Annotated in this window: 13 protein-coding genes; 11 read left to right on the top strand and 2 right to left on the bottom strand. The window is 71.6% G+C overall.

What is annotated here, in order from left to right:
* Window positions 1-10: 10 nt before the first annotated feature.
* The 7 genes from ETD86_RS34190 (at window position 11) to ETD86_RS34160 (ending at window position 6,707) form a co-directional block, all read left to right on the top strand.
* Window positions 11-442 carry a DUF350 domain-containing protein gene (locus tag ETD86_RS34190; RefSeq protein WP_138670780.1) on the top strand — a complete coding sequence of 144 codons (432 nt, stop codon included), beginning with the start codon at window positions 11-13 and terminating at the stop codon, window positions 440-442.
* A gap of 91 nt (window positions 443-533) precedes the next feature.
* The gene (locus ETD86_RS34185) at window positions 534-1,658 is read left to right on the top strand and encodes a PucR family transcriptional regulator (protein WP_138670797.1); all 1,125 of its coding nucleotides are present in this window, start codon (window positions 534-536) and stop codon (window positions 1,656-1,658) included.
* 103 nt (window positions 1,659-1,761) lie between these two features.
* Window positions 1,762-2,658 (top strand): ACP S-malonyltransferase, encoded by an 897-nt coding sequence (locus ETD86_RS34180; RefSeq protein WP_138670779.1) that lies wholly within the window; start codon window positions 1,762-1,764, stop codon window positions 2,656-2,658.
* Window positions 2,655-3,611 carry a beta-ketoacyl-ACP synthase III gene (locus ETD86_RS34175; protein ID WP_138670778.1) on the top strand — a complete coding sequence of 319 codons (957 nt, stop codon included), beginning with the start codon at window positions 2,655-2,657 and terminating at the stop codon, window positions 3,609-3,611. The genes ETD86_RS34180 and ETD86_RS34175 overlap by 4 nt, the downstream gene beginning before the upstream one ends.
* Window positions 3,612-3,685: 74 nt before the next feature.
* The gene (locus ETD86_RS34170; protein ID WP_138670777.1) at window positions 3,686-3,925 is read left to right on the top strand and encodes an acyl carrier protein; all 240 of its coding nucleotides are present in this window, start codon (window positions 3,686-3,688) and stop codon (window positions 3,923-3,925) included.
* A gap of 125 nt (window positions 3,926-4,050) precedes the next feature.
* Window positions 4,051-5,283, top strand: a complete 1,233-nt coding sequence (gene fabF / locus ETD86_RS34165; protein ID WP_138670776.1) for a beta-ketoacyl-ACP synthase II — start codon at window positions 4,051-4,053, stop codon at window positions 5,281-5,283.
* Complete coding sequence (locus ETD86_RS34160; protein ID WP_138670775.1) at window positions 5,283-6,707, top strand: acyl-CoA carboxylase subunit beta; 1,425 nt, start codon at window positions 5,283-5,285, stop codon at window positions 6,705-6,707. The genes fabF and ETD86_RS34160 overlap by 1 nt, the downstream gene beginning before the upstream one ends.
* Before the next feature lie 66 nt (window positions 6,708-6,773).
* On the opposite strand, the gene ETD86_RS34155 is transcribed toward ETD86_RS34160, so the two are convergent.
* Together ETD86_RS34155 and ETD86_RS34150 are read right to left on the bottom strand one after the other, a co-directional pair.
* Complete coding sequence (locus ETD86_RS34155; protein WP_138670774.1) at window positions 6,774-7,382, bottom strand: dihydrofolate reductase family protein; 609 nt, start codon at window positions 7,380-7,382, stop codon at window positions 6,774-6,776.
* A 94-nt stretch (window positions 7,383-7,476) separates the two neighbouring features.
* Window positions 7,477-7,971 carry a DUF3145 domain-containing protein gene (locus tag ETD86_RS34150; RefSeq protein ID WP_138670773.1) on the bottom strand — a complete coding sequence of 165 codons (495 nt, stop codon included), beginning with the start codon at window positions 7,969-7,971 and terminating at the stop codon, window positions 7,477-7,479.
* A gap of 164 nt (window positions 7,972-8,135) precedes the next feature.
* Here ETD86_RS34150 and ETD86_RS34145 point away from each other — a divergent pair, with 164 nt between their 5' ends.
* From ETD86_RS34145 to ETD86_RS34130, 4 genes are all read left to right on the top strand, one after another.
* Window positions 8,136-9,149 (top strand): S8 family peptidase, encoded by a 1,014-nt coding sequence (locus tag ETD86_RS34145; protein ID WP_138670772.1) that lies wholly within the window; start codon window positions 8,136-8,138, stop codon window positions 9,147-9,149.
* A 72-nt stretch (window positions 9,150-9,221) separates the two neighbouring features.
* Window positions 9,222-9,752 (top strand): RNA polymerase sigma factor, encoded by a 531-nt coding sequence (locus ETD86_RS34140; RefSeq protein ID WP_246148631.1) that lies wholly within the window; start codon window positions 9,222-9,224, stop codon window positions 9,750-9,752.
* On the top strand, window positions 9,749-10,204 hold the full coding sequence (locus ETD86_RS34135; RefSeq protein ID WP_138670770.1) for a hypothetical protein: 456 nt from the start codon (window positions 9,749-9,751) through the stop codon (window positions 10,202-10,204). Before ETD86_RS34140 ends, ETD86_RS34135 begins: the two co-directional genes overlap by 4 nt.
* 40 nt (window positions 10,205-10,244) lie before the next feature.
* Window positions 10,245-11,849 (top strand): hypothetical protein (locus tag ETD86_RS34130; RefSeq protein WP_211370495.1); only part of this gene is annotated, 1,605 nt, incomplete at its 3' end.

Raw genomic sequence — 11,849 nt, 5'->3', positions numbered from 1 at the left:
AGGAACTGACGTGACCCTTCTCGAGACCCTCGCCCGTGGGGCGGGCGCCATCGCCTCCTATGCCGCCGTCGGCGTGATCCTGATGATCGTGGGCTTCTACGTGATCGACTGGGCCACCCCCGGCAAGCTGAGCGAGATCATCCGCAGCGAGCGCAACCCCAACGCCACCCTGCTCGCCACGTCGGCCCTGGCGGCCGTCGGCCTGATCGTGGCCGCGTCCATCTGGTCCTCCGGCGGCCGGCTCGCCGAGGGCCTGGCGGGCACGGCGGTGTTCGGTCTGGTCGGCATCGTGGTGCAGACCGTGGCGATGCTCATCTTCGACAAGATCGTCGGCATCTCCGTCCGCGACCTGATCAAGGAGCAGCAGTTGCAGCCGGGCGCCCGGCTGCTGGCCGTGACGCATGTGGCGATCGGCCTGATCACCGCCGTCGCCGTCATCTGACCGGCGTCGCGTTCACCGGGGCCGAACTGGCACTCTAGGAGACGTGACAGACCGGACCCGCGAGGACACCACGCGCAGGCTCGAGCGGGCCATGGGCTCGCTCGGCACGGCGGCGATGGCACGCATGGACGAGCAGCTGCCGTGGTTCCGCGCGCTCAGCGCCGAGGACCGGTCGTGGGTGGGGCTCGTGGCTCAGGCAGGCATCGCGGCGTTCGTCGAATGGTTCTCGACCGCCGGGGAGGACCCGCCCAAGCCCAGCATCGAGTTCTTCGGCACGGCGCCGCGCGAGCTGAAGCGCTCGATCTCGCTCCAGCAGACCGTCGACATCGTCAGGGTCGTGGTCGAGATCGTCGAGGCGCGCACCCACGAGCTGGCCGCCCCCGGCGGCGAGGACCAGTTGCAGCAGGCCATGCTGCGCTACACCCGGGACGTGGCCTTCGCCGCCGCCCACGTCTACGCCCGCGAGGCCGAGGCCAGGGGTTCGTGGGACGCCCGGCTGGAGGCGCTGATCGTGGACGCCCTGGTGCGCGGCGAGGTGGACGACGGCCTGCACTCCTGGGCCGCCGCGCTCGGCTGGACCTCCTCCCCCGTGGTCGTCATCGCCGGCCACGCCCCCGACGGCGACCCCCGCGCGGTGATCGACGGGCTCCGGGAGAAGGGCCGCCGCATCGGCATGGACCTGCTGGCCGGCGTGCAGGCCGACCGGCTGATCGTGATCGTCGGCGGCGCCGCAAGCGTTGACGACGCGGCCAAGCAGGTCGTGGCCCGCTTCGGCATCGGGCCCATCGTGCTCGGGCCCGAGGTCCCCGACCTGCACGCGGCCGCCAGGTCGGCCAGGGCCGCGCTGGCCGGGCTGAAGGCGTCCTCCGGATGGCCGGACGCGCCCCGCCCGGTGCACGCCGAGGACCTGCTGGCCGAGCGGGCGCTCGACGGCGACGACGACGCCAGGCGGCAGCTCATCGAGAACGTCTACCTGCCGCTCGCCGGCACTCCGCTGCTCGACACGCTGGCCACGTACCTGGAGCAGGGCACGTCGCTGGAGGCGACGGCGCGGTTGTTGTTCGTCCACCCCAACACCGTCCGCTACCGGCTCAAGAAGATCACCGAGCTGACCGGATACCAGCCCACCGAAGGGCGGTCCGCCTTCACGCTCCAGGTCGGCCTGATCCTCGGCAGGCTCGCGGAGAGCGCCGTAACCTGGCGCGCCCTAACGTAATGGCACCGAAATCCCCACTGTAGGGTTCCTACAAAGAGGCCTGGACAAAGTTCGTACGGATCTCTATCCGCGTGTCGGAGTTCTACAGGGCAAGGTGGATTTCGTGCTTGTAGTCGTCGCTCCGGGCCAAGGTGCCCAAACCCCAGGCTTCCTGACGCCATGGCTCGACCTGCCCGGTCTCGCGGACCGGCTCGGCGCCTGGTCCGAGGTCGCCGGGATCGACCTGATCGCCTACGGGACGACCGCCGACGCCGACGAGATCCGCGACACCGCCGTCGCCCAGCCGCTGCTCGTGGCCGCTGCCCTGGTCTCGGCCGAGGCCCTCGGCGCGGCCCCTGACCTGCTTGCCGGCCACAGTGTGGGCGAGTTCGCCGCGGCCGCGCTGGCCGGGGTGCTCACCCCAGAGCAGGCCCTCACCCTCGTCCGCGAGCGTGCCCAGGCCATGGCCAAGTCCGCCGCCATCACCGAGACCGGCATGACCGCCGTGCTCGGCGGCGTGGAGGACGAGGTGCTCGCCGCCATCGAGCGGCACGGGCTGACGCCCGCCAACATCAACGGCTCCGGCCAGATCGTGGCCGGAGGCACGACGGAGCAGCTGGCCGCGTTCAAGGAGGACGCGCCGGCCCGCGCCCGGCTCATCCCGCTCTCCGTGGCGGGCGCGTTCCACACACACCACATGGCCCCGGCCGTGGAGAGCCTGCGCGAGGCGGCCACGAACATTGTGCCCGCCGACCCGCGGGTCACGCTGCTGTCCAACTCCGACGGCAAGCCTGTCGCCTCCGGCGCCGAGTTCGTCGAGCGGCTGGTCAAGCAGGTCAGCAGCCCCGTCAGGTGGGACGCCTGCTCGGAGACCATGGCGGAGCTCGGCGTCACCACCATGATCGAGCTGCTGCCCGGCGGCACGCTGACCGGCCTCGCCAGGCGCGGCCTGCGGGGCGTGCAGACGGTGGCGCTGAAGACACCGGACGACCTTGACGCGGCCAGGGAGCTGATCAAATGAAGATCTCCGAGATCGCCCCTGGCAGCAGGGTGCTGGCGCTCGGCCACTACCAGCCGGCCAACGTCGTCACCAACGACGATCTGGCCAAGACCATGGACACCAACGACGAGTGGATCCAGTCGCGCGTCGGCATCAAGGAGCGCAGGGTCGCGCCCGATAGCGAGTCGCTCGAGGACATGGCCACCATCGCCGGCGGCAAGGCGCTGGCCGCGAGCGGCCTGTCGCCCGACGACGTCGATCTGGTCATCGTCGCCACCTGCACGCTCGAGTCGCAGATCCCCAACGCCTCCGCCATCGTGGCGCACCGCCTCGGCATCAAGGCGCCGGGCGCGTTCGACGTCAACGCCGCCTGCGCCGGCTTCTGCTACGCGCTCGCCACCGCCGACACCGCCGTCCGCGCGGGCTCGGCCAAGCACGTGCTGGTCATCGGCGCGGAGAAGTTGTCGCAGTGGGTGAACTGGACCGACCGGGCCACCGCCGTGATCTTCGCCGACGGCGCCGGGGCCGCGGTGGTGGGCCCCTCCGACACGCCCGGGATCGGCCCCGTCGTCTGGGGCAGCGCCGGTGACAAGGCCGATGCCATCCGTATCCAGGACCGCACGACGTTCCTGCACCAGGAGGGGCAGACCGTCTTCCGCTGGGCCACCACCGCGCTGTACCCGGTGGCACTGGAAGCCTGCTCCCGCGCGGGGGTTGACCCGGCCGAGCTGTCGGCGTTCGTGCCGCACCAGGCCAACCTGCGCATCATCGAGGCCATCGCCCGCAAGCTCGGCGCCGACAAGGCCGTCGTCGCGCGGGACATCGTCAACGCCGGCAACACCTCCGCCGCGTCCATCCCGCTCGCGCTGTCGCGCATGCTGGAGCGCGGCGAGGTCCGTTCCGGCGGTCTCGCGCTCATCCTCGGATTCGGCGCGGGGCTCACCTACGCGGGCCAAGTGATCGAGATTCCGTAGGATCACGCCCGTACCACTCGAAGCTTGTGCGGCGCAGCCGCACAAAACCAGGAAATCAAAGGAGAACCAACAACATGGCTGCCAGCGAGCAGGAGATCCTCGAAGGCCTCGGCAAGATCATCAACGAGATCACCGGCATTCCGGCCTCCGACGTGACGCCCGAGAAGAACTTCGTGGACGACCTCGACATCGACTCCCTGTCCATGGTCGAGATCGCCGTGGCCGCCCAGGACGAGTTCGGTGTCGAGATTCCCGACGACCAGCTCAAGAACCTGAAGACGGTCAAGGACGTCCTCACCTTCATCCAGGCCTGACGGACGGGAAACCTGCTGGAAGGACTGCCGCTACGGGCCTCGACCCGGCACGGCAGTGCGGCGGCAGTCTGATGAGCAGGTTTCTTCTCCGATGGCCCCTCTCTGACTAGCAAGGAGCGCGAAACGTGAGTGCGAACCGGGTACGTGTCGTCGTCACCGGGCTTGGAGCGACGACGCCCGTCGGTGGAGACGTCACCTCGACCTGGACGGCGCTCCTCGCCGGTCAGTCGGGCGTCGAGGCTCTCACCACGGACTGGATCGACACCGTCCCCGTGAAGTTCGCGGGGACGGCCGCGGTGGATCCCGCTGAGGTGCTGCCGCGGCCCGAGGCCCGCAGGCTGGACCGCAGCGAGCAGTTCGCCATGGTCGCCTCCAGGGAGGCCTGGCAGGACGCCGGCGCCCCCGAGGTGGCGCCCGAGCGGCTCGGCGTCGTGGTCTCCAGCGGCATCGGCGGCATCAACACCACGCTGGCCGCCTACGACACCTACCGGGAGCGCGGCTGGAGCCGCCTGTCGCCCTTCACGGTGCCGATGCTCATGCCCAACGGCCCGGCCGCCTGGATCGGCCTCGACCGGCGCGCCCAGGCAGGCGTGCACGCCACGGTGTCGGCGTGCGCGTCCGGCGCCGAGGCCATCGGCTACGCCATGGACATGATCAGGGCGGGCCGCGCCGACGTGGTCGTCGCCGGTGGCACCGAGGCGGCCATCCACGGGCTCAACATCGCGGCCTTCGCCGCCGCGCGGGCCATGTCCACCCGCAACGACGACCCGGCGGGCGCGTCCCGGCCGTGGGACCGCGACCGTGACGGGTTCGTCCTCGGCGAAGGCGCCGGCATCGTCGTGCTGGAGTCCGAGGAGCACGCCAAGGCGCGCGGCGCGCGCATCTACGCCTACTGCGCCGGCGTCGGCTACTCCGCCGACGCCCACCACATCACCCAGCCCGAGCCCGAGGGCCGGGGCATCATCATGGCGATGACCCACGCGCTCACCGACGCGGGCATCACCGGCCTCGACATCAAGCACGTCAACGCACACGCCACCTCGACCCCCGCGGGCGACGTCGGCGAGGTCCAGGCGGTGGCCAAGGCCATCGGCACCCACCCGCTGGTGACCTCCACCAAGTCCATGACCGGGCACCTGCTCGGCGGCGCGGGCGGCATCGAGTCCGTCTTCACGATCAAGGCGCTCCAGGAACGGATCGTCCCAGCCACCATCAACCTCGACAACCTCGACGACGGCATCGAGGTGGACCTCGTCTACGGCGAGAACCGCCCGCTGCCGGAAGGCGACATCGCCGCGGTCAACAACTCGTTCGGGTTCGGCGGCCACAACGTGTCCGTCGTGTTTAAGGGGGCTTAATGACCGTGCTCGACAACCGGGTGGTGACGCAGGACTCCGATGAGGAGCCTGCCGATCCCCGCGATCCAGCCGTCCGCCTTGCCGCGCTGCTCGATGTGGGCTCGCTGCGGCTGATCACTCCTGAGGACAAGAGCGGCGCTCTGGCCGCCATGGGCCGCGTCGAGGGCGTACCCGTCGTCGCCTTCTGCAGCGACGCCCGCATCCAGGGCGGCGCCATGGGCAGCGAAGGTTGCGAGCACATCGTGCACGCCTACGACGTGGCCGTCCGTGAACGGGTGCCGGTCATCGGGATCTGGCACTCCGGCGGTGCGCGACTCGCCGAAGGCGTCGAGTCGCTGCACGCCGTCGGCCGGGTCTTCGCCGCCATGACCAAGGCGTCCGGCATCGTGCCGCAGATCTCCGTCGTCGTCGGCCCCGCCGCCGGCGGCGCCGCGTACGGCCCCGCCCTCACCGACCTGGTCATCCTGGCCGACTCGGGCCGCATCTTCGTCACCGGCCCCGACGTGGTCCGCAGCGTCACCGGTGAGGACGTCGACTCCGCCGCCCTGGGCGGCCCCGAGCCCCACAGCAAGCGCAGCGGCGTCGTGCACATCGTCACCAAGACCGAGACCGACGCGTACGTCAAGGCACGCCAGCTCGCCACACTCCTCGGCCACCAGGGCCGCGTCCGGACGTCGGCCATCGAGGAAGTGGACTTCTCGACGCTGCTGCCCGAGTCCGCGAGGCGCGCCTACGACGTCAAGCCGCTCGTCAACGGCCTGCTCGACGAGCCCGGCGTCGAGCTGCACCCCAAGTGGGCGCCGAACATCGTCACGTCGCTGGGCCGCCTCGGTGGCCGGACGGTCGGTGTGATCGCCAACAACCCGATGCGGCTCGGCGGCTGCCTCGACGCCACGTCCGCCGAGAAAGCCGCTCGCTTCGTACGTATGTGTGACGCGTTCGGCGTGCCTTTGGTTGTCCTCGTGGACGTTCCGGGTTATCTGCCGGGCGTCGGCCAGGAGCATGACGGCGTGGTCCGGCGCGGCGCCAAGCTGCTGCACGCCTTCGCCGAGGCGTCGGTGCCGCGGATCACGCTGGTCACGCGCAAGGCGTACGGCGGGGCCTACATCGCGATGAACTCCCGTGCTCTGGGCGCGACCAAGGTGTTCGCCTGGCCGACGACCCAGGTCGCGGTCATGGGCTCGGTGGCGGCCGTGCGCATCCTCAAGCGGCGCGAGCTCGCGGCCGCGCCGGAGGAGGAGCGGCCCGAGCTGGAGCAGCGGCTGGCCGTCGAGCACGAGAAGCTCGCCGGCGGGCTCGACCGGGCCCAGGAGCTGGGGGTCATCGACGAGGTGATCAAGCCCGAGGAGACGCGTGGCGCGATCGCCAGGGTCCTCGCCCAGGCCACTCCGGCCCGCGGCGCCCACGGCAACATCCCGCTCTAGGTTTCCACGGCGAAGGCCCCGCACCATCTGCCGGTGCGGGGCCTTCGCCGTTGACCTCGGACGGCCTCAGGCGACGGAGCCGTAGGAGGGCTTGCCCGCCCACTCGTACGTGACGTACACGACGCCGGAGTCGGTGGTGGACGAGCCGGTGAGCTTCAGCCCGGCCGGGGCGGTGCCCTCGGCGAACAGCCGCTTGCCCTGGCCGAGGACGACGGGGAAGACCAGCAGGTGGTACTCGTCGACCAGCTCGGCCTGCTGCAGCGTGCGCAGCAGGTCGCTGCTGCCCTGGACGAGGATCACGCCGTCGGTGCGCCGCTTCAGCTCGGCGACCGTCTGGGCGGCCTCGCCCACCAGCACCTCGGTGTTGCGCCACTCGGCGGTCATCGGGGTCCTGGTGGTGACGTACTTCGGCATGCTGTTGATCTTCGTGCCGCCCTCTTCGTCGGGCACGTTGGGCCAGTGCGACGAGAGGATGTCATAGGACCTGCGACCCAGGAGCAGGGAGTCCGCGCGGTCGAACAGCGGATCCATGATGCGACCGAAGCCCTCGTCCAGGTGCGGGGGCAACCATCCTTCGTGCTGGAAACCGTGGGAGTCGTCCTCGCCGGGGCCGCCGGGCGCCTGCATGATCCCGTCCAGCGTCAGGAACGTGCCGACAACGAGCTTGCTGGCCATCTTCATGCCTTCTTCCGGGTGAGGCTGTTTGGTGTGCCTTCAGCCTGGCGATGCCCCGTTACGGAATCCTTAAGGCATCCCTACGGTGTCCCGGTCAGACGGCGGCGTGCAGCCAGCGGACAGGGGCGCCGTCACCTGCGTACCGGAACGGCTCCAGCTCCTCGTCCCACGGGCGCCCGAGCATCTTGTCGATCTCCTCTTCCAGCACGCACCGCCCCTGGGAGGCCATCATCATGGCGGTGCGCAGCCGGTCCTCGGGAATCATGATGTCGCCGGAGACGCCGATGACCGAGGTGAAGGCGCCGAGCGTCGGCGTGTAGGCATGACGGGAGCCGTCCACCCCCGGCGAGGCGTCCTCCGTGATCTCGAACCTGAGGCGCTGCCAGCCCATGAGTGAGGAGGCGATGGCCGCGGCGATCCCCGCACGGCCCTCCCACTCCGCCTGTGCGCGCACGACGTTGGGCGCGGCGGGTTGCGGAGTCCACGTCAGATCTACGGGCACGCCAAGGACACCCGCGACTGCCCATTCGATGTGAGGGCACAGCGCGGGCTGAGCCGAGTGGACGTAAAGGACGCCACGAGCAGACACCGGACCTCCCGTTTCGGTACGAGGTGCGCCTTCCCCAACGGCCTCGCCCCGGGATGATCACAAGTGACTAGGGAGAGACTACCGTCGGTCGCTACTCGGCACCAGAGGGGGGCCATATCAAGTTGGTGCGTGACACCTGATGCGGACGGGAAACATAACCGGCCATGGAAATGCAATCAGTCGGCGAGGCGTTCATCAGGCCAGGTCAGCTGCTGACCGACCGCAGCGCGCTGTCCGCCGCGGCCCGGTGGACCCAGGCCGTCTCCGAAGCGGACGGAGTCTGCGTCGTCCACCTGGCGGCGGGCGTCGACCCCTGCGAGCTCACGGCCGAACTGCGCGAGCAGGGCCGCAGAGCGTCGCCGAACCACGTCCTCCTCGGCCAGCCCCTGTTCTTCGGCGGTCCGGCGTCCAGAGCTTTCCCCGCGCCGCCCATCTCGTACAAACCGGGCAGGTCTCGGTCGGACGTGACGGTGGGCCTGCTCGACACCGGCATCGCCAAGCACCCGTGGTGGGCGGGCACCGACTGGTACGGCCGGGTCGGCCCCGAGGCGGCGGACGCGTCCGAGGGCCGGCAGGCCGGGCACGGGACGTTCATCGCCGGCCTGCTGACCCGGGGCGCGCCCGGCGCGGCCCTGCGCGTGGGGCGGGTGCTGGACGGCGACGGCGTCGGCGACGAGGCGTCGGTCGTCCGCGCGCTGCACCGCCTGCGGGAACGGCCCCCAGAGGTGCTCAACCTGTCCTTCGGCGGCCACACGTTCGACGACCGCCCGCCGCCGCTGCTGGCCGACGCCATCGCCGGGCTCACGGACACCGTGACCGTGGCGTGCGCCGGAAACACCGCCTCCGACCGGCCGTTCTGGCCTGCCGCGCTGCCCTCCGTGGTGGGCGTGGCGGCGCTGGACACGACGCAGACGAGCCGCGCCCCCTACTCCGGATACGGCACCTGGGTGGACGCCTGCGCCCGCGGTGACTGGCTGACCAGCAGCTATCTCGACATTGAGGAGTTCGGCGGCTTCGCGGCATGGAGCGGCACGTCGTTCGCCACCGCCCTGGTGTCCGGGGTCATCGCGGACGCGGCCAAGCACGAACCGGCGAAGGACGTGGTCCGCCGGCTCCTCGACGGTGAGGGCTCCCGGCAAATTCCGGATCTGGGAGTGCCCTTCCTGTCGAGTCTGTAGAGTCTACGCTCAGTTCCCAATTGATCACGGGGAGGCATGTTCGCCACTCCGTGCCGGGCGAGAGGAGGCCGCGTGCACCGCGATACGGCGGAGCTGGTCCACGCCGCGGCCGGCGGCGACCGGTCGGCCTGGGACGAGCTCGAGTCCAGGTTCGGGCCGCTCATGTGGGCCGTCGCCCGCGCGTGCGGCCTGGGCCCGGCCGATGCGGCGGACGTGGTTCAGGGCGCCTGGCTGCGCCTGCTCCAGCATCTGGAGAGCATCAAGGACCCGGCGGCGGTGGGCGGGTGGCTCGCGACGACCGTACGCCGCGAGGCCCTGCTGCTCCTGCGCAAGGATCGCCCGCGGGTCTACTCCTCCGAGGTCGTCGAGGACCCCGACCCGGCCGCCGCCGTTCTGGAGACCGACGGCAGGCAGTTGCTCTGGAAGTCGGTCTCCGCCCTGCACGAGCCCTGCCGCACGCTGCTCCAGCTGGTCGCGATCGATCTCGGGAGCCGGCAGACGGCGATGCGGCTCGGACTACCCATGGGCAGCATCGGCCCGACCAGGGCCCGCTGCCTGGAGAGACTGCGCACTTTGATCTCGGCACAGGAGACGGCGCGATGATCAACGACGAATACTTCCTGGCGGCACTCCGGCTCGCCGCCGGGAACGATCCGATGCCGAGTCACGTGTCGGCCGCGGCGCGTGACGTCTACGGGCTCCGGGTCCCCCAGGCGAGGACCGCCGACCCGGTCGAGTGCGCGGCGATCCGCACGAGCTCGGGTACGCGCGACGACGACGGCTCCCACCTGATGCGCTTCGTCACGACCGGCCTCACCTTCGATGTGGAGATGACCGTGGGCGACGGGCTCATCGACGTCGCCGGACAGGTCCTCCCCTACCCGGGCGAGGGCACCCTTGTCGATGTGAAGACCCCTCATCTGACGCTGACCACGCGCATCGCGCACAACGGCCAGTTCGCCGCCACCGGCCTGCCGCCCGGCTGGGTCAGCGTGGTGTGCCACCGGCCCGGCCACGCGCCCGTGCAGACCGGGTGGGTACGCATCCGGCCCTGATCGCCATCCGCTCCCCCGGCCGTTTCGACCAAGGTCCGCCATGAGGGACACCTCTGAGGAACTCGACCCGCTCGTCGCGGCGGCCGAGGCCGCAATGCTGCGTTCGCTGGTCGATCCCGGTCACGCCATGCACGCGGGCCGGGTCGTGCTCGCCGCGGCCCGGCGTACCGGATCTCCCGAGGCCGCGGCCATCGCGCTCAGGGCGATGGCGCTGGCCGCGCGGGAGCTGGGCGATCTCGAGGCCGCCGAACGGCACCTGCGTCAGGCCATCGCCACTCCGGGAGTGCCGCGGGAGCGGGTGGCGCAGGCGCGGCTGTCGCTCGTCACCGTACGCACCGAGCGCGGCCACCCCGTGCAGGCCCTACGCGTGGCCGCCCTGGCCTGGGCCTACCTGTCGGCACTCGACCGCGCCAAGCTCGACACCCAGCGTGCCGTCGCGCTGGCCTATCTCGGCCGCCACCAGGAGGCCGTCGCCGCGTGCGACCGCGCGGTGCGGGCCCTGGCGGCCGCGCCCGGCACCCTGGACAACCGCAGGTTCCTCGCGGGCGGCCTGCTCAACCGCGGCCTCGTCCACTCCTACCGGGGCGACTGGGACGCCGCCATGCGGGACCTCACCGCCTGCCTGCAGATCTCCCAGCATGCCGGGCTGCTCCACCTGGCCCGCCTGTCCGCCGCCAACCTGCCTTTCCTCGCGGTACGGCGGGGCGACATCGCCGGGGCCTTCCACCACTACAGGGAGGCCGAGGACACCCTGTTCGGCTATCCGGAGCGGCTGGCCACGATGCGGGCCGACTTCGCCGGCGCCCTGCTGGCCGCGCACCTGCCGGGCGAGGCCAGGGCCATGCTGGACCTCGCCGTGCCCGATCTCGAGGCGTGCGGGGCGCGGGTGGCGCTGTCCGAGGCGCGGCTGAAGCTGGCTCAGGTGGAGCTGCTGACCGGTGACCCGCACAGGGCGCGGCAGGTGGCCGAGCAGGCGGCGGGCGAGCTGGCCGCGCAGGACCGGACGTCATGGCTGCCGCTGGCCGGGGAGGTCGTGCTGCGCTCGCGCCTAGCCCTCGAACCCGTCACGCCCGCCCTGGTCGCCGAGCTGATCGCGGGCGCGGACGCGCTGGAGGGCGGCGGCGCCCATTTGGCTGAGGCGGCGGCGTTGCGGCTGGTGGCGGCCGAGGCGGCGCTCGCCGTCGACGACCATCCGGCGGCCTCGGCGCAGCTGGCCCGCCTCACCCGGCACGCCGAACGGGAGGAGCCCGGCGATCGGTCTGCGCCCGCGGGCGCCCGGCTGACCTCGCTCGGCTCGGAACCGCAGGCCAGGCAGTTGGCGCGGGCGTCGCAGATCCCCGCGCCCGTGCGCCAGCACGCGCTCGCGCTGGAGGCGGCGCTGCAGGAGGACGTCCCCGGTGCGTTTCTGGCCGTCCGTGACGGGTTGGCGGAGGTGAGCGAGCAGGTGGAGACGTTCGCCGATCCGTCGGTGCGGGCCCACGTCGCCCGGGCCGGCGAGCGGCTGGCGGCGTTCGGGCTGGGGCTGGCGGTGCGCTCCGGAGGGCCGTGTGACGTGTTCGAGTGGGCGGAGCGGTGGCGGGCCGTCACCGCGCCTGCCCACGCCTGTGCGCTGGTGGACGCCGAACGGATGCGGGGGGAGCTGGGG

Source organism: Nonomuraea turkmeniaca (genome assembly GCF_005889735.1).
Lineage (GTDB): Bacteria > Actinomycetota > Actinomycetes > Streptosporangiales > Streptosporangiaceae > Nonomuraea > Nonomuraea turkmeniaca.
Note: the sequence above shows the minus strand (reverse complement) of the source record. Positions and strands in the feature narration are given on the sequence as shown.

Excerpts from the sequence above, each read along its gene's own strand:
- ETD86_RS34160 (WP_138670775.1), top strand. The coding sequence starts at position 5,283 with ATGACCGTGCTCGACAACCGGGTGGTGACGCAGGACTCCGATGAGGAG.
- ETD86_RS34185 (WP_138670797.1), top strand. The coding sequence starts at position 534 with ATGGGCTCGCTCGGCACGGCGGCGATGGCACGCATGGACGAGCAGCTG.
- ETD86_RS34170 (WP_138670777.1), top strand. The coding sequence starts at position 3,686 with ATGGCTGCCAGCGAGCAGGAGATCCTCGAAGGCCTCGGCAAGATCATC.
- ETD86_RS34135 (WP_138670770.1), top strand. The coding sequence starts at position 9,749 with ATGATCAACGACGAATACTTCCTGGCGGCACTCCGGCTCGCCGCCGGG.
- ETD86_RS34155 (WP_138670774.1), bottom strand. The coding sequence starts at position 7,382 with ATGGCCAGCAAGCTCGTTGTCGGCACGTTCCTGACGCTGGACGGGATC.
- ETD86_RS34145 (WP_138670772.1), top strand. The coding sequence starts at position 8,136 with ATGGAAATGCAATCAGTCGGCGAGGCGTTCATCAGGCCAGGTCAGCTG.
- ETD86_RS34175 (WP_138670778.1), top strand. The coding sequence starts at position 2,655 with ATGAAGATCTCCGAGATCGCCCCTGGCAGCAGGGTGCTGGCGCTCGGC.